The sequence below is a fragment of the Neokomagataea thailandica NBRC 106555 genome, from assembly GCF_001598495.1.
GTDB classification, from domain to species: Bacteria; Pseudomonadota; Alphaproteobacteria; order Acetobacterales; family Acetobacteraceae; genus Gluconobacter; species Gluconobacter thailandicus_A.
Genome location: NZ_BCZB01000020.1, coordinates 1 through 18,481, shown reverse-complemented (window position 1 = coordinate 18,481; position 18,481 = coordinate 1). Strand labels below are relative to the sequence as shown.

Here is an 18,481-nt window from a genome sequence, read left to right as displayed (position 1 = left end):
TTAACCTCTTAACGTGGTAGGCTGAGCATAACGCTCAGCCCACCCAGCTCACTGTGCCCTAGCCGCATAAAACCACCATGCGCCTGCACCACATCACGCACAATCGTCAGCCCTAAGCCACTGCCGGGACGTTCGCCCGCTGCAAGCCGCTCCTCTGCATAGCGCAAACGCTCTGGGCTTAGCCCTTTCCCAGCATCTTCTACCGTGATTTCCACCCAACGTTGGGTCAGACGAACACCAAGACGAATATCGCCACCATGACGGCGCGCATTATCCGCTAAATTATTGAGCGCACGCCACATAGCATCAGGGCGGATCAACACCTCCTGCCCGGCTTCGCCAGAAACGCTCAGGACACGCCCTCCACTCCGTTCAGCCGCAACGGCAACATCATCCAACACGCTACGAATATCGGTCAGAACAGGCTTTTCCGCCCCTTCGCCCCGCGCAAAAGAGAGGTAACTTTCAATCAAACGCTCCATATCCGCGAGGTCTTGGACCATATCCACAACGTCAGCTTGGATATCCTCAGCTTGAACCGTGCCTTTTGTCGGCAGCATCGCCAAAGACAAACGCAAACGCGCAAGCGGTGTCCGCAAGTCATGCGAGACACCCGCCAGAATCGATGTACGCTGCGCTACAAAGCGGTTCACCCTCGCCCGCATACGGTTAAAGGCAACAGCCGCTTGGCGTACCTCACGCGCGCCTTGTGGGCGAATAGCGCCAGCATCACGTCCAAGCCCAAAAAGTTCCGCCGCCTGTGCTAAGCGCCGCACAGCACGCACCTGATTGCGCATAAAAATACCCGCAATCACAAAGAGCAGAACCGACGTACTCAACACCCAAACAACAAAAACCCAAATAGGCCCAATGCTCAAACGCTTCGACGGCACTAAAATGCCCAAAATACCATCCGGCATCTGGATCATCACATTCACAACATGCTGTCGCGGAAACCACTCCACAAAAAATGGACGCCCCAAACGCTGCCTCAGCGTACGGGCAAACACATCATCAATCGGCCCAAAAATATGGTTCGTACCCTCCCGCGTTAAACGCTGTGCAGGCAAGTAACACAGCTTCAAACGTGTAATGTCCCCTTCATCGCGCAAGCGCTGCGCCCTCAGATCATCCGATAAGGGCATCGAAATCGAGGCCGCCACCAGCATGATTTCTCCCGTCACCCCACTGGATAATCGGCGAGAAACGAGATGAAGATACGTTCCATAAAATAACGCCAAAACAATCGTTTGCGTCACGAGAAGCGGCACAAGAACGATCAACATCGAGCGCCCCCATAACGAACGGGGCAAAAAACGCCTTAATGAACGATCAATTTTTTCGGATGTCGTTAAAGGATCAATTTCCTGGCTTGAGGACATAGCCTTTCCCTCGCACCGTCTGCAAAAAACGTGGCTCACGCGGATCTATTTCGATGCGACGGCGCAAACGCGTCACCTGCACATCAACAGCCCGCTCACCAATTTCATTCACATCCAGCGCTTCAGCAATCGCCTCACGGGACATAACCTGCCCAATCTGGCTGGCCAACACCCCTAAAAGCGCGGCCTCCCCACCCGTCAAATAAATCGGCCCATCTGGCCCAGACAAAAGCGCACGCCCAACATCAAACTGCAGAACACCAAGCGGGATCACCTGAGTTTGTGCATCAGGCGATACGGCTGGCACCGAACGCCTCAAATGCGCTCTTAAACGCAAAAGCAATTCGCGCGGCTCAAACGGCTTACCAAGATAATCATCGGCACCAGCCTCTAAGCCATCAATGCGATCCGCCGCCTCGCCTCGGGCCGTCAACAGCAAAATGGGAAATTGTAGCCCCTCCTTCCGCAAGCCACGGGTTAAAGACAAGCCATCTTCTCCGGGCATGGTTACGTCCAAAACCACCGCATCTGGCTGGATATGCCGTAAAATCTCACGCGCTTGCTCTGCATCGACCGCCGTCGTCACACGATAACCATTCTCGGAGAGATAGCGCTGAAGCAAACGTAGCAAACGCGGATCATCATCCACGACAACAATATGCTCATCCGTCATGCTGTGAGGTCTCCACCTGTTGCAAGGCCATCAACACACGCCGGAAACCTTCTACGGATGTGAAACCTGCCTCCCTATACGCTTTGATCATAACCTCACGCATCAATTGAAAGAGCGCCTTCTCCAACGAATCGCCCTCTGGGGTTAAGCGTAAAGGCCTGCGCCGTGCATCTCGTGCATCGCGCTCTTGCACCAATAAAGCCTGATCTTTCAGGTCTCCCAGCGCACGCCCTAAAGACTGCTTGGTAATATTCAATGCCACTAACAATTCACCGGGCGTTATCCCAGGATGCGAGCCAACCAAAAACAAAATCCGATGATGCGAATGGCCAAGTCCTTTGCCCCGCAGCAATGCGCCACACTCCGCATTAAGACGACGCCACGCCATCATCTGCGCCTCAAACGACTGGCGCAGCTGCTCCTCACGCAGATATAAATGTGCCGCGATAGAAGGGGGTTCAGATCCACGCATATTCATGCAGGCGTTTCATCCTGAAAAGCGAAACGGGTAAAATCTTTAATCCGCTCCGGGTAAAGAATACCATCTAAATGGTCATATTCGTGCTGCAAAACATTCGCATGGAATCCCGTAGCAATGCCTGAGACCGCCATACCGTTTTCATTCAGCCCACTATACCGCACACGCTTATAGCGCGGCACATCCGCCCGCAGCCCGGGAATCGAGAGGCACCCTTCGCGGCAGACCATCTGTTCTTCCCCAACAGGCATGAGAACTGGGTTAATCAAAGCACATGGCTCAATAGCCGCCTCTCCATCCTGACAGCGCGAAGACGGCACATGATAAACAAAAAGGCGCAAAGCCTGCCCGATCTGCGGCGCAGCCAGCCCAGCGCCTCGTGCATCATGCATTGTTTCCAACATATCACGCACCAAATGCCGCACTTCCGGACTATCCGGCGCAACGACAGAATCAGCAATGCGGTGCAGAACCGGGTGCCCCATGCGTAAAATCTTTAAAACGGCCATGTTTTTTCCAGTCTTTTCGAAAATATAGACTGCTCTGAGACAAAAAACGGTTCAAGTGCACCTAATGATTTGCGCACGCCGCCGGGAATGTGTTAAGGGCTCGATCCCAACGGAAATGCCATTTCACGGGCGTCAATGACAAGCGCCCTATACAAGGAGTTGACGACACCGTGCAGGTTCTCGTTCGTGACAACAATGTTGATCAAGCGCTCAAAGCGCTTAAGAAGAAGATGCAACGCGAAGGCGTATTTCGCGAAATGAAGCTGCGTCGCCACTTCGAAAAGCCTTCAGAGCGTCGCGCTCGTGAAGCTGCTGAAGCTGTGCGTCGCGCTCGCAAGATGGAGCGTAAGCGTCTGGAGCGTGAAGGCTTCTAATTCGCTAACGCCGACAAAAAAAGCCGCCTCCCTCGGGAGTGCGGCTTTTTTTGTAAGCTTTTTCAAACAGCTACCACACACTACGCCGCATGAAGCGGCTGGCTCACTGCATCTTCTACATCTTTAAATGATGGCATGATATTCGTGGGAATACTCTTACGTGCGATCTCCACACTCACTTGCGGCGCATTGCCCTGCTGGTGTGCGACAATCATCGCCCGTACGACATTGAGGTAAGCCCCTTCGTCTTCAACAATCCCTTTCAAGCGCCCAGCCAAAGGCGCCACCATGCCATAAGCCAAAAGAATCCCTAAAAAAGTTCCGACCAACGCTCCCGCAATCATCTCCCCCAACACAATGGGAGGCTTACTAATGGCTGCCATGGTCTTAATCACCCCCAAGACAGCCGCCACGATTCCCAGGGCCGGCAACGCATCCGCCATTGACTGCAAAGCATGGACTATATGCAGATCTTCATGGGTGCGTTTTTTGAGTTCCCCCCCCATCACATCATCCATCTGATAAGGGTCTATGGCATTCATCCCTGCCATACGCAGATAATCACAAACAAACACACACGCATCTTCATGCTGCAACACACGTTCATGCGCTTTAAAGATATGACTCCCCTGCGGCTCCTCAATATGGCTTTCGACCGCCACCATGCCCCGCGCTGAAGCGATTTTGCACAAATGAAATAACACGCCGAGCAACTGCACATAGTCATCACGTGTATAACGACTGCCTTTCATGGCCTTTTTCACATCATGCACCGCATGCTTCACGACTGAAATCGGGTTAGCCATAAGGAAAGTCCCTATTGCCGCCCCCACAATCGTCAGAAGCTCAAAAGGCATTGACGAAAACAAGGGACCAATTCCCCCTCCTGAAGCCGCAAATGCACCAAAGACGCAGCCTAAAACAATCACGAGGCCAATCAGTACAAACATTATCTTATCTCAATTTTAATAGCGTGATGAACGATCAGCGCGTGGCTACAATGAGCACAATACGGCGGTTTTCGGGGGCAAAAGGATGCGCCTTATCCGCCAAATCACGGTCCGCATACCCACTGATAGAGTGAAAGCGCCAATCAGGCAGCCCTGCCCGCACCAAGACATCCCGAGCAGACGCCGCTCGACCGCTTGAAAGTTGCCAATTGGATAGAACCCCTGAATGAAAAGGGGCCGCATCCGTATAACCAGCCACGGATATTGCCCCAGATAACGTCATCAGATACGGAGCAATGGCCTGTAACAGCGCATAGGCGTGCGCAGTGGGCGTCACCGCCCCCAACGCAAACATTGGCTCACGGTCCGAATCAACGATCTGGATATGCAATCCATCATCACCTTGTGTCATAGAAATCTGCTTACTGACCGTAGCCAAAGCAGCATTCCCAAGAACGGCCTTCTTCATAGCGTCCACAACCTGCGCTTGACGCGCCATAGAATCCCGCTCAGGCGTTTCCCCTGGCTGCACGTCATGGCCATGAAGCGGTATAATCTGCGTGCTATGCTCTGTCGTCGCCTTTGCCATAACCGCACCACGCCCATTATCCGCGTGGTGCCCAGAGAACTCCCCCTCATGCACAACGACGGACTGCGCCGTCGTCGCTAACGGCGAGGCCTCAGTGCCCAACATATTATCCACGGGGGGCGGCACATCTTTTTGAATCGCCATCGGGTTGAAGTAGCTCGCAATGCCACGGCGCTGCTCTTCCGTTGTGGCGTTGATCAACCACATCACCAAAAAGAACGCCATCATCGCAGTCACAAAGTCAGCGTACGCGATTTTCCATGCGCCACCGTGATATGTGGCTTCCTGCACGTCATAGCGCTTAATAATGATCTTATGCTTCGCGTTCGGGGGGGCTGTAGACATGCGACCTCCTTCTCAACAAGGAGTATGGCACGCAAACCTTAAGAAACCCTTTCTATACGGCTCCGCCCTAAGGCAATGACACGCCATCACGGACGGGGCCTACCGTCACTTGGTAACAACGAATCTCCCGCCCTTGCCACTGACGGCACACCTTTTCCTCCGGCAGAGAGCTTGGGTGAAGATCGTTTATGATCAATGCCTTGTGAAAACTTTCTAAAGGTCGTCCTAAAAAATGCCACCGTGGATCAAGCCCGATCACGGGCAGCGTCATGCTGGAGCGTTTCACTTCTGAGGCCACACCATAATCATCCACGGCAATCGCATCCGCATTGACAGCCTGAGCCCGCGCGATCACCGTCGCATTAAACGCTGCCCACCCCCCTGTTTGCCGCGTTACTGGGTCTTTCGTCGGGGGCAGAGCCGGCCAGTGGGTCACAGCATGCGTGACCACTACACCAAAGATCACCACACCCGAGATCACAGCCCCGCGTATCCGCCATGCTGATAGCCCTCCCGCCAGCGCCCATACTGGGTACAGAACAGCAGGCCAATTTGCCTGTACACGATCCCCAATAGCATGCTGTACAAAGACACCAAGCGGCAGCAGGGCCATCCAGCATAAAACCCATGGCCCAAACTCAGCCCTGCGCCGATATGCAACACGCAAGCCGAGTACAAAGACAACGAAAATAAGCGGTGTTGCCAAGCCAATCTGCCCGCCCAACAATTCACCCAAAAATTGGAATGCACGCGCAGGGTGCCAATCGCTGGTCCGCCCTCCTTGCTTTAAAAAACTTGCCCAATGATGCGCTGCGTTCCACAGTAAAACAGGTGCTATACACCCCAAAAAAACGGGGACAGCACACCAAGGCGCGAACTTCCAACGCCAGTGTTTGTTCGACAGTACAGCACCGGCAATAGAGACTGCTAACAGCACTGCCGTATATTTTGAATCAAAACCAAGCCCTAAAGCGCCACCAACAGCACACCACCACAGCCCCTGCGCAACACGATCTTTCACAGTGACCGCATAGCTCAACGCGTAAAGTGCCAACGTCACGAAAAAAACTAACGGCGTATCGGGCGTCATCGTCGCGCAGCCTAGCCCGATCATCAATGTGGCATTGAGTAACCACACCGCCCTCAGGCCATATGTGATATCACCGCAGAGACGCCGCGCCGCTTGCACCAGTAAGACACTACCCGGCACAACCGATAATGGCCCTAAAACACGCACACCGAGCGGATTATCACCGCACAGCCATGTCCCTATGCGGATCCACACGGCCACCATAAAAGGGTGGTCAAGATACCCCCCCTGCACATGATGCGACCAAACAGCATAATACGCTTCATCAGGGGTGAGCGGTAACACGGCAGCCAGCCATAACCGAGCCGCCGTTAAAATCAGCAGACCAAAGGCTAGGGCTAACCCCTCGCCACTACGCCACACCGTCACCGCCAGACCAACGTAGACGATACAGCATAATTCCAAACAACACTCATAACGGCCCCAGCAGCAGAAGAGCGGCTCCAATGGCCCTGCCCCCAATCATGAAGCGCCATACGAGCAATTCCGATATTGGCAACAGCACCGACTGAGCATGTCACGACAAAAAGCATTAGCCCCGACCACAAACGCCGCCCACGCAAACGTTTATCATGATAGGTGATGCGGTTATTGAGATAGAAATTGGCCAGAATTGCCGCGAAAGTACCTAAAAGCTGACTTTGCGAGAAATCGAGCCCTACATCTCTGCTGACATGCAAAACACTCACATTCACAAAAACGCCAATAAGGCCAACAATCGCAAATGCTAAAAAACGCGTCGGCAAGCGCCCATGTGTCACTTTATCCAGCAACATAAAGGCAAACTGGATAAGAACCTGCATATCCAGCTTACTTTCCCCCGCTTGCCTTGGGCGGAAAACAAAAGGAACTTCCTCTATGTGCGTCCCCATAGGGGCAGACATGGCGAGGTCCAGAAGAATTTTAAACCCTGCCCCCGACAGCCTCGGAAGCAGCGCATCAAATAACGGACGACGTAGTGCAAAAAAACCGCTCATCGGGTCAGAAATGTGATGTGGCATGACATAATGTGCCGCGCGAATGCCTGTATTAGACAAAGCATGCCGCCAACGATTCGCTAAGCCTGCATTATCACCACCGTCAATATGACGGCTTGCCACAACCAAATCCGCGCCTTGCTGCAACCGGCGCAGCATCTCCGGCAAAATACTTTCATCATGCTGGAGGTCACCATCCATAACCGCCGCATAAGGCGCCGATGATGCCAATATCCCCTCTATGACCGCCGTGGATAGACCTCGCCGTCCAACACGCTTCACCACACGAATACGCGGGTCCTGCTGTGCCAAACGTGCAGCACATGCCGCCGTACCGTCTGGTGAGTTATCATCAACGAAGATAACCTCCCATGCGATGCCTCCAAGGGCTCCCTCTAATGCTCCCACAAGCGCAGGAACATTCTCCACCTCATTGTAGCAGGGCACTACAACCGAAATCTGAGCGGGCAAACGTGCGGCTAAAGCATGAGAAGTCACTACAATACGCCGTTAGATTGGAACGCCAGCCAAAGACCGGCTTGTTTGTATCGTTTGCAATGTCTGTACGCGCACCACATGCGGGCTTTCGGTCAGACGCCGCGTGAGCGTGTTTTGATGAACCGCGTCACGTGCGACAAAACGTACCAAGAAATCACCACCACCACGAATCATATGGCATTCGCGCGTCTCCGGCCATTCACCGACAAGCGCTTCGAACTCATCTAACACGTTATTACGCTGGCTATCGAGGCCAATCAGCGCATAAAAGACAATCGACCAGCCCAATAGAGCTGGATCTACATCAGCGTGGTAACCACGGATAATACCTAATTCCTCCAAACGGCGGACACGCCGCAAACAAGGAGGCGCAGAAATGCCGACGCGTCTGGCAAGTTCCACATTGGTCATACGCCCATCAACCTGAAGTTCGGCGATAATCAGCCGGTCAATGGCATCAAGGTCAGCGGAGGGCAAAGTGTTCGTTGTGTTCATGTCATCCCGACATATATGGCAGGTAAAGCTACCCGGAAAGATGGCAACTGGCGTTGAAACCCTTATATGAAGGACAACACCACCAAATGGGAATGGGTATGAGCGCTCTTCACCACACTGATCTTCTCGTCGTCGGGGCTGGACCAGCCGGATATACCGCAGCAATTTACGCTGCCCGCGCGAATATGAAACCTCTCCTCGTGACCGGCATGCAGCCTGGCGGACAGCTTACCATCACGACAGATGTTGAGAATTACCCCGGTTTTGCTGAACCGATCCAAGGGCCATGGCTCATGGAACAAATGCGTGCTCAAGCGGAACATGTGGGTACGAATATTACGTATGACCTCATCACAGAAGCATCATTAAAAAATGGTCGCGATACTGACGGATATTTCCATTTAAAGGGCGACTCGGGCGATACGTACCTTGCACGCACCGTTGTGATCGCGACAGGCGCCCAAGCCAAATGGCTCGGATTAGAAGCCGAAACACGCCTTCGCACGGGTGGCGTCTCCGCCTGCGCAACCTGTGATGGCTTCTTTTATCGCGGCAAAACCGTCGCTGTTATTGGCGGCGGCAATACGGCTGTTGAGGAAGCACTCTACCTTACCCACCATGCAGAAACCGTGCACCTGATTCACCGCCGAGACACTCTGCGCGCGGAACGGATTTTACAAGATCGCCTCTTGGCCCACCCTAAAATCAAGACACACTGGAATGTCGCCGTAAACGATATTATCGGCGGTGGAATGCCTGAAGTTGTACACGGCATAGAGCTTAAAAGCACTACAACCGGCGAACTCTCACGCCTTGATGTCGATGGTGTTTTCGTCGCCATTGGCCATCACCCCAATACCGGCCCCTTCCGCGATCAAGTCGCATGTGATGCAGAGGGCTACATCATCACTGAGGCTGGCGGCACACAAACGAACATCCCCGGCGTCTTTGCCGCAGGTGATGTGCAAGACCGAATTTTCCGCCAAGCCGTCACGGCTGCTGGCACCGGTTGCATGGCAGCTTTGGAGGCTGAACGTTTCCTCGCAAACATACCAGCTATGACAAAAACTTGACCCTAGTCAAAGCTTCGGACAGTTTCGTCTCTAAGACGAAACTCCGAGCAAACGATATACCTATGGTTAAGAAGGAAGAGGACCGCCGCAATAACGGGCGGGACGATCATCATATGGACTGGGATAAACTACGCATTTTTCATGCCGTTGCTGAGGCCGGCTCTTTCACCCATGCGGGAGATAAACTCAATCTCAGCCAATCAGCAGTATCACGCCAGATATCTGCTCTAGAGGAAGTGCTACGCGTTCCCCTTTTCCACCGCCATGCGCGGGGTTTGATTTTGACGGAACAAGGCGAAGTCTTGAACCGTACCGTACGTGATGTGTTTTCAAAACTTGCCCTGACACAAGCGTTTCTCAGCGAGAGCAAAGAACGTGCTGCAGGCAAGATTACCATCACAACGACCACGGGCTTTGGCGCGTCGTGGCTAACACCACGCCTGAACCGCTTCTTGGAGAAATACCCCGAGATCGAAGTTTCTCTTCTTCTTGAAGATGAGGAATTAGATCTGGGCATGCGTGAGGCCGATGTCGCCATCCGCCTGCACCCTCCGACACAGCCAGACCTCGTACAGCGGCACCTTGCAGATTTTGATATGCCTATTTATGCGAGCGCTGACTATCTTGCAGAACATGGCACCCCTCAGAACCTTGAGGAACTAGCAAACCACCAAATCATCGGCTTTGCTGGCTGGCACCTGCCATTACCCGTCGTGAACTGGCTGCACGACGAACTATGCCGTCAAAAAATTCCGTACAAAGGCATGCGCCTAGCAATTAATAACATTGCCGCCGTCGCCCATGCGATTGCGTCTGGTGCCGGCATTGGCTCACTACCGTTCTACTCAGCAACAGCTCACCCAGATCTAGTGCGTATTCTACCGAACATCCCTACCCCAAAAGTAGAGGCTTATTTTGTCTACCCAGACGAATTGCGCACATCAAAACGAATCGCGGTATTCCGTGACTTCCTGCTCGCGGAAATTAATGCTCTGAAGCATTAACTCCCTCAGCCCCCTCAGGATGAAGTATCGCCTTTAGTCTGAGGGGTTAAGACACCTTGATTCACGCGTTCTCGAAGTTCTTTACCAGCCTTAAAAAACGGAAAGACCTTTTCCTCCACATCCACGGTTTCACCCGTACGCGGGTTACGTCCCGTACGCGCTTGCCTTTGGCGCGGCGCAAAAGCACCAAAGCCACGCAACTCAACGCGGTCACCCTTTTCAAGGGCCGAACTAATTTCTTCCAAAATCACATCGACAATACGCTCAACATCTTTTGGTAAAAGATGTGAATGAATGCGAGCCACCGCCGCTACAAGTTCAGACCGCGTCATAGTATTGTTACCGCCCAATATCACTCTTGGTAAACTACCATGACAAGATGGCCACAGGACCGTCAAGCGCATCTCGTGCGGATACCATGTCAAAATGTCGCATGACTGCTTCACCGAACAAGCCACCCATGATCGTTTTATAGGGAATACCCAAAAAACTGCGCTTATCGCGTCGCACACCAATCTCAGAAACAGGATATTGATCCGCCGTAATACCTAAACGATGGCGCAGCCACACACGCGCAACATGTTCATTCCCCAACTCATCAACCAGACCCAAGGCAATCGCCTGATGCCCCGTATACGCACGCCCATCGGCCAAGGCGCGGACCTTCGCAGGGTCCATATGACGCCCCTGCGCGACCATCATCACAAACTGATCAAATAAATCATGTACAAGCCCCTGCAACATGTCATGCCCCTCTGGCGAGATCGGCACAGTCATGTCGCCCTGGTCTTTCATCGCACCCGACATAATAGGTGCACTGGATACACCCAGTCGCCCAAGCAATGGAGACACATCATAATGCTCCATAATGACGCCGATAGACCCCGTTAAGGTCGAAGGCATAGCCACAATATGCTGTGCCGGCACGGACAACATATATGCTGCTGAAGCCCCTAAGGCCCCCATGCTCACGACCACCGGCTTTTCTGCTGAAAATTGCGCAATAGCATCATGCAAGCGCTCACCGCCGGTCACCGCTCCACCCGGACTATTCACAACCACCAGTAAACCGGTCACTGATGCATCTTTCGCAGCGTGATAGATCGCCTTTTCTTGTACAGAGACGTCATCACCAATCACGCCGTCAAAAACAATACGCGCAATATGCGGGGGTTTTGCGTGAGAAGGATGCCGTAAAGAAGATGGCATCACACAGACGAACAGCGCAACAATGAAGCTGCATACTGCCCCTATACGCCAGCGTAACAAACGGCGGCGCTGTAGGGACAGCATAACACGTTTCTCAGCATCGTTATTCACGGGCATTCCTCACATTGATAGGGGCGGAACCCTATCAGAAAAATGCCCGAAAAACTGTCTGCTTCTGAGAAAAGGCAGAGAACTTAAGCTTTTGAGGTCTTTTTGTCAGAGCTATTCGCACTGATCTTACGCCCAAGACCGATCTCACGTGCCAATGTTGAGCGGCGACGCGCATAGTTCGGCGCAACGAGCGGGTAATCACCCGGCAAGCCCCAACGCTCACGATACTGCTCCGGCGTCATATTATATGCGCTTTGCAGATGACGCTTCAGCATTTTGAGCTTTTTACCGTCTTCTAGACACACGATATAATCCGGGAAGACAGAACGTTTAATCGGCACTGCCGGCTGAGGACGCTCAGGCTTTGCTTCCTCAACAGGCGCACCAGCGCCAGCCAATGCGTCATAAACTTGCTTAATAAGAAGCGGCAATTTATCTGCCTCAACATTACCACGTGCTGCTTGTGCCGAAACAATCTCGGTGGTTAACTCAAGCAGGTTTTTTTCAGACTTCACTTCAGACATAGCTTTCTCCCAAAGAAAGAAAAACACAATAGATAGCTTACTGGGCAGCTCAACTATATTTCAAATCATAATAACAAGATCATATCAATGATTTTATAGCTAATCCCCAATAAATTATGATTATTAATTCATCAGAAGAACCTAAGACGGACGCTCCCTACAAAGAACAAGCTCCACAAAATTAAGGATGCCTATTTCCTTACAAAATGTCACAAACACATACCTCAAAAGACAACGTCTTTTTTCAAAATCAGTTTTCGTAAAAAATTACTTTTCTATTTATTTTTTTCCTTCTTCACCAAAAAAGAGTAAGTGTAAATCGTACTTGGCACCCTTCTTGCATTGTGCTGAAGATAATCAACAATGTCTCTATTCACCGCCCTGCGCTTTTCGCGCTCCGCCTCCTCGGTCACATCCCCTCAACCAGACACCAGTAAACCGCCTGTTTCTCTTCCTTTGCGCTGGCTACTGCAACCCTCCCGCTCTGCCGTTCTTTTTGCCCTGCGCAATACTGTTGCCTCACTTTTAGCCCTGATGATCGCATTATGGATGGAGCTTGATAGCCCGGCATGGGCGGCCATGACCGTATGGGCTGTTGCGCAGCCCACACGCGGCGAAAGCCAATCAAAAGCAAAATGGCGCATCATCGGCACATTCTTCGGGGCCATTGCATCCATTGCTATTATGGGAACAGCGCCTCAAGCGCCTTGGCTCTTCTTCCCCATGATTGCCATTTGGATTGGCGTCTGTAGCGGGCTTGCCACATTTTTTAGTAACTTCCGTGCATATGCACTCGTTCTCGCTGGCTATACTTGTTCCATTATCTGCATGGATGCCGCATCTGACCCTAACCATGTTTTCATTATTGCCGTCTCACGCACGTCCTACATCACCTTAGGGGTTCTATGCGAAGCGTTCGTAGCCCTCATCTTTGCCGCCTCTCAAGAGCAGCACGCCCGCGAACAAATTCGGCAAAAAATTCAATCAGCCCTGATATTAGTGACCCAAACCCTCGGCAGTATTTTGGGGGAAGACCGCGGCGCACTTAACGCTGCCCGACGTCAATTTGGTACCTTACTGCAAATCAATGATCAAATTGAGTTTGCAGAAGTCGAGATGGGCCCACACGGCCATGAAGGTGATCATGCCCGCGCCGCTCTAGCCTCCGTTTCTGCCCTGCTCTCCCGCAGCTTCGGCATGGCCATGCGTCTCCAACTCCTTCATCACGAGCATGAAGACTTCTCTCTCGCCGCCGATGAGGTTTTGGTTTTTTTAAACGATTTTCCAAAACGCCTTGCTGATCAAAACGCTATTCCAGACCTACTCGCAGAATTGCAACACCTTCGTGATGTCTGCCATCAATACGCTGCCCCCCATGACGATAATTCCATTATTAAAGCCCCGAAGTCTCCCCTCCGTGATGACGCGACCTTAGATGAGCGCGTTCTCTTCATTTCCCTCGGCGATGTCATGGGAGATCTTGAGCGTGCTATTGCGGAATATGAGGCCAGTACACACTCTATTCCCGGAGATCATTTTCACTTCCACCGCGAAACCCACTTAGACCCTAAAGACGCCTTATCAAATGGTCTTCGCGGCGCTCTCGCCGTTGTACTAACTGCCCTCATTTACGAAGTCACAGCATGGCCGAATGGCTTAGGCTTTATCGCCATCACAACCTTAGTCTGCGGCCTATTTGCTACCACAGAAAACCCCGCACTGGGCACGATGAAGTTCCTAAAAGGTGCCTTAGCGGCTGCTGCCGTAGCATGGGTCTTAACATTCATCCTCATTCCTCGCGCCACAACGTCTGAGATACTCCTTTTAGTCCTTGCACCTGCCATGTTCGCCTGCGGCCTCGCCAAAGCCAATCCATCAACAGCAGGTGGCGCTGGAGCCTATGGCCTCCTCCTTCCGGCAATGATCAATCCCCAAAATCATCACATCCTAGACGAAATTGCATTCTACAATAACACCACCGGCATCATGATGTCGGTCATCGTCAGCGTGCTCGTCTTTCGTACGATTCTACCATTTAACCCTACGGATGAACGCCTGCGCCTGCGCCTCACCATGTTAAGTGAACTCCGCGCCCTTGCGACCCTCAGCCACACACCATCTCGCGATACATGGATTGGCCGTAATACTGACCGTTTCGCACGCCTCATTCGTCATGTCGGCCCAACCCACACCGAACTCGTCGAAGCCTATATCATGGGGACTTTAACGACCCTGACCTTGGGCCTTAATATCATCCGCTTACGCACATTGCTCGACCGGGAGTTCCTACCAGAGAGCGCACGCCGCCCCATCCAACTCACTCTACATTATATCGAACACTCAACACGTCACCACGATAAAGCAGCCCGCATTGCGGAGACGGCTGTGCGGCGATTGCGCGTCCTAACCCCTCTCGAAAGTGACTTCGCCACACGTCTCGACCTCACCAAAGCCATTGCTTACCTCGTTGTCGTGGCCCATAGCTTACGCACGACACGCGCTTTTCTGGACTCTACGCAACTCTTCATGGGTGAAAAAACACGCCGCCAACTGGCTCAACCATCTGAAATCAGTTCAAAAAGCAAACGTGCAGAATAGTTCTTGAATAAATCTTACCTATAAAGTGATAGCTCTTCATGCTTATCATAAAAATAGAACAAAACAGTCCATCAACAATCAACACGACCATGTATTTCATAAAATTTAATTTCAGATATAAATAACCCTGCTTATTTTATATTTCAAATCACGCAGAAGGCCGAAAAATATGACTAGGGCGTGTCTGCATTTAACGTAACCAGATCATGGCGCATGCGAGATGGACAAAGCCCATGAAAGCTGGGAGCGTTTTCTTGCAACGCAAAACGATACAGACGCTCACATCTTTTAAAGAGCTGTTTTTATTCAGAAAATAAGTCAGTGGCGGAGAGGGTGGGATTCGAACCCACGGTACCGGTGAAGGCACAACGGTTTTCGAGACCGCCCCAATCGACCACTCTGGCACCTCTCCACGCAAGCTCACCGCTATGAGCTTTGATCGACGAGCAGGCTTATGGCGCCCTTTCGGCGGTATGACAAGAGAAAAGAGCACTATTCCTCTATAAAAAAGAACGTGCCTCATGTTTTTTCATTGACCTTTTGCTCACTTATCTGTAGCCACTCGCTGTCTTTGTTCCATTTTACGTGTGCGTAAGATGGAGCCAAAAGGCCAATGGAGAAAAAGCGGCTGAACTTTCGAGTGAGCGTCTTTGGGGCAAATACCCCTACGCCAAAGTTACAGTCCGGAACAGTGAGAGTTTTCTGACATGTTTGCAGTCATCCGCACAGGCGGAAAGCAGTATCGCGTCGCTCCTCAGAGCATCGTGAAGGTTGAAAAACTGGATGCCGAAGCTGGCAGCACAGTAACATTGACGGACGTCCTGATGGTTGGCGGCGAAAGCGGCCTGACTGTTGGCGCACCGACTGTTGAAGGTGCAAGCGTTACGGCAACCGTCGTTGCTCAAGATCGCTTGGAAAAAGTGATCATCTTCAAGAAGCGTCGTCGTCAGAACAGCCGCCGTAAGAACGGCCACCGTCAACACGTGACAGTTCTGCGCATTGAAGCGATCAACGCGGCCTGAGCATAGACCGCTTTCGAGCTAGTTAGGAGAGACAGCAATGGCACAAAAAAAAGCAGGCGGCTCGAGCCGTAACGGACGTGATAGCGCCGGTCGTCGCCTCGGTGTGAAGAAATTTGGTGGTGAAAGCGTCATCGCCGGCAACATCATCGTTCGCCAACGTGGCACGAAGATGAAGCCAGGCGCTAACGTTGGCGTTGGCCGTGACCACACCCTGTTCGCGCTGGTTGACGGTCAAGTCCGCTTCCAACGCCGTGCAGAAGGCCGCGTCCACGTATCTGTGGCGCTGGCAGAAGCTGCCGAATAATCACGCCGGCAGACTTTGTCTTATTTAAAGGGCCGGCCCTCTTGGGGCTGGCCTTTTTTCTTACGTTACGGAACAGAGAATGAAATTCCTCGATCAAGCCAAAATTTATGTTCGTTCCGGCGATGGTGGCGATGGCGTTGTCGCGTTCCGGCGTGAGAAATATATTGAGTATGGCGGCCCTGATGGCGGCAATGGCGGACGTGGTGGCGATGTAATTTTCCGCGCCGTGCCCAGCCTTAATACGCTCATTGATTTTCGTTACACACAGCATTTTCGCGCACGCAAAGGTGGCAATGGCGCAGGCTCAGACCGCACCGGTGCGGCTGCGTCGGATGTCTTGATTGATGTCCCTGTTGGCACACAAATTTTTGCGGAAGATCGCGAAACACTTCTTGCCGATCTTGATGAAGCCGGCAAAGAAATCCTCCTATGCAAAGGCGGTGATGGCGGCCTTGGCAATGCCAACTTCAAAAGCAGCACCAACCGTGCACCACGCCGTGCCGATAAAGGCTGGCCGGGTGAAGAGCGCTGGGTGTGGCTCCGTTTAAAACTGATTGCGGATATCGGCTTGGTTGGCTTACCAAATGCCGGAAAGTCCACCCTTCTCTCCGTCGCATCACGCGCGCGCCCCAAAATTGCTGATTATCCGTTTACAACTCTGCACCCGCAACTGGGCGTCGTACGCCTGAATGCGACAGAAGAGTTCGTCATTGCGGATATTCCCGGTCTCATTGAAGGTGCCAGCGATGGTGCAGGCCTTGGAGATCGCTTCTTAGGCCACGTTGAGCGTTGCGCAAGCCTTGTCCATTTGATTGATGGAACGGAAAGCCAGATTGTAAAGCACTGGCGTCTTATTCGTCATGAGTTAGAAGCATATGATCCGATTTTGGCTCAAAAACCAGAAATCATCGTTCTCAACAAATGTGATGCACTGACGGCACAGCAAAAATCTGCTAAACGTCGTGCCTTAGAAAAAGCTTCTGGCTCTCCTGTCATGACATTGTCTGGAGTAACCCATGAAGGACTTCCTGAGGTTTTAAGAACTCTTCAAGATCGCGTTAACCTTGCGAGAAAAAAATGAGTCTTGTCCACGGTGAAGGGGATACTGCCCCTTCACTCAACGATGCCCGCCGTATCGTTATTAAAATTGGCAGTGCGCTTCTTGTAGACGCGCAGCGCGCTGCTTTACGGACCGAATGGCTAGACAGTCTGTGCTCTGATATCGCAAGCCTCAAGCAGTCGGGCTGTGATGTGATTGTCGTCTCTTCCGGTGCTATTGCACTGGCACGACATCAAATGAGCAAAAAAAGCACCCGCCTGCGCCTAGAAGAAAAACAAGCCCTCGCCAGTATCGGGCAAATTAGCCTTGCCCAAGGGTGGCAACAAAGCTTCGCAGCATACGGCCTCACATGCGGACAGCTTCTCCTCACACAAGATGACACTGAAGACCGTGAACGCCACCTCAATGCGCGGGCAACCATTGAAACACTGCTCAGCTTTGACTGCGTTCCTATCATCAATGAAAATGACGCGGTTGCCACAAACGAAATTCGTTTCGGCGATAATGACCGCCTAGCTGCTCGCGTCGCGCAAATGACAGCATCAGATACATTAATTCTCTTTTCTGATATTAATGGCTTATATACAGCAGACCCACGCAAAGAACCTGACGCACGACACATTCCTGTCGTTGACCGTGTTACTGAAGACATTATGGCATTAGGTGGTGAGCCTCCTCCGGGGTATTCATCTGGCGGAATGCGTACGAAATTGCTCGCAGCACGTATTGCTAATCGTTCTGGCACTCATATGGTTATTGCTTCTGGTGAACACACCTCTCCTGTTACTCGCCTTTTAGAGGGGGGGCTTTCCACATGGTTTCGTGCAGAACTAGACGCTGGTTCTGCACGTAAACGTTGGATCGGAAGTATACTGTCCACTAAAGGTACATTAACCATCGATACAGGTGCAGAACACGCTCTGTCAAAAGGCGCATCATTGCTCCCTGCAGGAGTTACTCAAGTATCTGGTACTTTTCAACGCGGAGAAGCTGTATCAATTTATAATACCATTGGCCAAATCATCGCTCGTGGTTTGACCAATTATAGCGCCCATGAAATTGTTAAAATTTTGGGCTGCCAATCATCTGCCGCAGAGCAACTACTTGGTTACTGCGGGCCTGATGTTTTAATACACCGCGACAACCTAACCCTTGTCTCTTGGATCTAATTTTGTATATAATACGCTAGGTTATTATATATGTCATTAATTCCGCA

General features: G+C 51.9%; 20 protein-coding genes and 1 tRNA gene. 8 read left to right on the top strand and 13 right to left on the bottom strand.

Annotated elements, in window-relative coordinates; genetic code table 11:
- Positions 1–8: 8 nt before the first annotated feature.
- The 4 genes from NTH01S_RS08115 to def are packed head-to-tail and all read right to left on the bottom strand — an operon-like array spanning position 9 to position 3,042.
- The gene (locus NTH01S_RS08115) at positions 9–1,382 is read right to left on the bottom strand and encodes an ATP-binding protein (RefSeq protein WP_068172204.1); all 1,374 of its coding nucleotides are present in this window, start codon (positions 1,380–1,382) and stop codon (positions 9–11) included.
- Positions 1,360–2,055: a response regulator gene (locus tag NTH01S_RS08110; RefSeq protein WP_068172203.1), complete on the bottom strand. Its 696-nt coding sequence runs from the start codon at positions 2,053–2,055 to the stop codon at positions 1,360–1,362. Before NTH01S_RS08110 ends, NTH01S_RS08115 begins: the two co-directional genes overlap by 23 nt.
- Positions 2,045–2,533, bottom strand: a complete 489-nt coding sequence (locus NTH01S_RS08105) for a MarR family winged helix-turn-helix transcriptional regulator (RefSeq protein ID WP_068172199.1) — start codon at positions 2,531–2,533, stop codon at positions 2,045–2,047. The genes NTH01S_RS08110 and NTH01S_RS08105 overlap by 11 nt, the downstream gene beginning before the upstream one ends.
- Entirely contained in the window at positions 2,530–3,042 is a 513-nt protein-coding gene (gene def, locus NTH01S_RS08100; protein WP_068172197.1) for a peptide deformylase, read from the bottom strand. The genes NTH01S_RS08105 and def overlap by 4 nt, the downstream gene beginning before the upstream one ends.
- A gap of 170 nt (positions 3,043–3,212) precedes the next feature.
- On the opposite strand from def, the gene rpsU reads away from it, so the two are divergent.
- Positions 3,213–3,416, top strand: a complete 204-nt coding sequence (gene rpsU, locus NTH01S_RS08095) for a 30S ribosomal protein S21 (RefSeq protein ID WP_007283570.1) — start codon at positions 3,213–3,215, stop codon at positions 3,414–3,416.
- A gap of 80 nt (positions 3,417–3,496) precedes the next feature.
- Here rpsU and motA read toward each other — a convergent pair whose 3' ends face one another.
- The 5 genes from motA to NTH01S_RS08070 form a co-directional block, all read right to left on the bottom strand.
- Complete coding sequence (motA, locus tag NTH01S_RS08090; protein WP_068172196.1) at positions 3,497–4,366, bottom strand: flagellar motor stator protein MotA; 870 nt, start codon at positions 4,364–4,366, stop codon at positions 3,497–3,499.
- Between the two features lie 34 nt (positions 4,367–4,400).
- Complete coding sequence (locus NTH01S_RS08085; RefSeq protein WP_068172194.1) at positions 4,401–5,300, bottom strand: flagellar motor protein MotB; 900 nt, start codon at positions 5,298–5,300, stop codon at positions 4,401–4,403.
- Positions 5,301–5,367: 67 nt separating this feature from the next.
- A complete protein-coding gene (locus NTH01S_RS08080; protein ID WP_245642286.1) occupies positions 5,368–6,795 on the bottom strand; it encodes an ArnT family glycosyltransferase in 1,428 nt (475 codons plus the stop codon).
- Complete coding sequence (locus NTH01S_RS08075; protein WP_068172191.1) at positions 6,756–7,865, bottom strand: glycosyltransferase; 1,110 nt, start codon at positions 7,863–7,865, stop codon at positions 6,756–6,758. The genes NTH01S_RS08080 and NTH01S_RS08075 overlap by 40 nt, the downstream gene beginning before the upstream one ends.
- Before the next feature lie 12 nt (positions 7,866–7,877).
- On the bottom strand, positions 7,878–8,360 hold the full coding sequence (locus NTH01S_RS08070) for an Lrp/AsnC family transcriptional regulator (RefSeq protein WP_068172190.1): 483 nt from the start codon (positions 8,358–8,360) through the stop codon (positions 7,878–7,880).
- Between the two features lie 98 nt (positions 8,361–8,458).
- On the opposite strand from NTH01S_RS08070, the gene trxB reads away from it, so the two are divergent.
- Together trxB and NTH01S_RS08060 are read left to right on the top strand one after the other, a co-directional pair.
- Positions 8,459–9,433: a thioredoxin-disulfide reductase gene (gene trxB / locus NTH01S_RS08065; RefSeq protein WP_068172245.1), complete on the top strand. Its 975-nt coding sequence runs from the start codon at positions 8,459–8,461 to the stop codon at positions 9,431–9,433.
- A gap of 113 nt (positions 9,434–9,546) precedes the next feature.
- Positions 9,547–10,437 carry a LysR family transcriptional regulator gene (locus NTH01S_RS08060; RefSeq protein WP_068172243.1) on the top strand — a complete coding sequence of 297 codons (891 nt, stop codon included), beginning with the start codon at positions 9,547–9,549 and terminating at the stop codon, positions 10,435–10,437.
- Between the two features lie 14 nt (positions 10,438–10,451).
- On the opposite strand, the gene NTH01S_RS08055 is transcribed toward NTH01S_RS08060, so the two are convergent.
- From NTH01S_RS08055 to NTH01S_RS08045, 3 genes are all read right to left on the bottom strand, one after another.
- Positions 10,452–10,769: an integration host factor subunit beta gene (locus NTH01S_RS08055; protein WP_068172184.1), complete on the bottom strand. Its 318-nt coding sequence runs from the start codon at positions 10,767–10,769 to the stop codon at positions 10,452–10,454.
- A 34-nt stretch (positions 10,770–10,803) separates the two neighbouring features.
- The gene (gene sppA, locus NTH01S_RS08050; RefSeq protein WP_068172240.1) at positions 10,804–11,757 is read right to left on the bottom strand and encodes a signal peptide peptidase SppA; all 954 of its coding nucleotides are present in this window, start codon (positions 11,755–11,757) and stop codon (positions 10,804–10,806) included.
- Between the two features lie 83 nt (positions 11,758–11,840).
- Entirely contained in the window at positions 11,841–12,281 is a 441-nt protein-coding gene (locus NTH01S_RS08045; RefSeq protein ID WP_068172181.1) for a MucR family transcriptional regulator, read from the bottom strand.
- Positions 12,282–12,644: 363 nt separating this feature from the next.
- Here NTH01S_RS08045 and NTH01S_RS08040 point away from each other — a divergent pair, with 363 nt between their 5' ends.
- Positions 12,645–14,879, top strand: coding sequence for an FUSC family protein (locus NTH01S_RS08040; RefSeq protein ID WP_084367154.1), 2,235 nt, complete (start codon positions 12,645–12,647; stop codon positions 14,877–14,879).
- A gap of 322 nt (positions 14,880–15,201) precedes the next feature.
- Here NTH01S_RS08040 and NTH01S_RS08035 read toward each other — a convergent pair.
- Positions 15,202–15,291: transfer RNA gene (locus NTH01S_RS08035), tRNA-Ser, on the bottom strand.
- Positions 15,292–15,586: 295 nt separating this feature from the next.
- Between NTH01S_RS08035 and rplU the strand changes: the two genes are divergently transcribed.
- The 4 genes from rplU to proB all read left to right on the top strand — a co-directional run bounded on the left by rplU (position 15,587) and on the right by proB (position 18,434).
- On the top strand, positions 15,587–15,901 hold the full coding sequence (gene rplU / locus NTH01S_RS08030) for a 50S ribosomal protein L21 (protein ID WP_068172178.1): 315 nt from the start codon (positions 15,587–15,589) through the stop codon (positions 15,899–15,901).
- A gap of 37 nt (positions 15,902–15,938) precedes the next feature.
- Entirely contained in the window at positions 15,939–16,205 is a 267-nt protein-coding gene (rpmA, locus tag NTH01S_RS08025) for a 50S ribosomal protein L27 (protein ID WP_068172173.1), read from the top strand.
- A gap of 79 nt (positions 16,206–16,284) precedes the next feature.
- Entirely contained in the window at positions 16,285–17,286 is a 1,002-nt protein-coding gene (obgE, locus tag NTH01S_RS08020; protein WP_068172170.1) for a GTPase ObgE, read from the top strand.
- Positions 17,283–18,434 (top strand): glutamate 5-kinase, encoded by a 1,152-nt coding sequence (gene proB, locus NTH01S_RS08015; RefSeq protein ID WP_068172167.1) that lies wholly within the window; start codon positions 17,283–17,285, stop codon positions 18,432–18,434. Before obgE ends, proB begins: the two co-directional genes overlap by 4 nt.
- Positions 18,435–18,481 lie beyond the last annotated feature (47 nt).

Coding starts and splice junctions, on each gene's coding strand:
- NTH01S_RS08115 (WP_068172204.1), bottom strand. CDS start 1,382: ATGTCCTCAAGCCAGGAAATTGATCCTTTAACGACATCCGAAAAAATT.
- NTH01S_RS08110 (WP_068172203.1), bottom strand. CDS start 2,055: ATGACGGATGAGCATATTGTTGTCGTGGATGATGATCCGCGTTTGCTA.
- NTH01S_RS08105 (WP_068172199.1), bottom strand. CDS start 2,533: ATGAATATGCGTGGATCTGAACCCCCTTCTATCGCGGCACATTTATAT.
- def (WP_068172197.1), bottom strand. CDS start 3,042: ATGGCCGTTTTAAAGATTTTACGCATGGGGCACCCGGTTCTGCACCGC.
- motA (WP_068172196.1), bottom strand. CDS start 4,366: ATGTTTGTACTGATTGGCCTCGTGATTGTTTTAGGCTGCGTCTTTGGT.
- NTH01S_RS08085 (WP_068172194.1), bottom strand. CDS start 5,300: ATGTCTACAGCCCCCCCGAACGCGAAGCATAAGATCATTATTAAGCGC.
- NTH01S_RS08070 (WP_068172190.1), bottom strand. CDS start 8,360: ATGAACACAACGAACACTTTGCCCTCCGCTGACCTTGATGCCATTGAC.
- trxB (WP_068172245.1), top strand. CDS start 8,459: ATGAGCGCTCTTCACCACACTGATCTTCTCGTCGTCGGGGCTGGACCA.
- NTH01S_RS08060 (WP_068172243.1), top strand. CDS start 9,547: ATGGACTGGGATAAACTACGCATTTTTCATGCCGTTGCTGAGGCCGGC.
- NTH01S_RS08055 (WP_068172184.1), bottom strand. CDS start 10,769: ATGACGCGGTCTGAACTTGTAGCGGCGGTGGCTCGCATTCATTCACAT.
- NTH01S_RS08045 (WP_068172181.1), bottom strand. CDS start 12,281: ATGTCTGAAGTGAAGTCTGAAAAAAACCTGCTTGAGTTAACCACCGAG.
- NTH01S_RS08040 (WP_084367154.1), top strand. CDS start 12,645: ATGTCTCTATTCACCGCCCTGCGCTTTTCGCGCTCCGCCTCCTCGGTC.
- rplU (WP_068172178.1), top strand. CDS start 15,587: ATGTTTGCAGTCATCCGCACAGGCGGAAAGCAGTATCGCGTCGCTCCT.
- rpmA (WP_068172173.1), top strand. CDS start 15,939: ATGGCACAAAAAAAAGCAGGCGGCTCGAGCCGTAACGGACGTGATAGC.
- obgE (WP_068172170.1), top strand. CDS start 16,285: ATGAAATTCCTCGATCAAGCCAAAATTTATGTTCGTTCCGGCGATGGT.
- proB (WP_068172167.1), top strand. CDS start 17,283: ATGAGTCTTGTCCACGGTGAAGGGGATACTGCCCCTTCACTCAACGAT.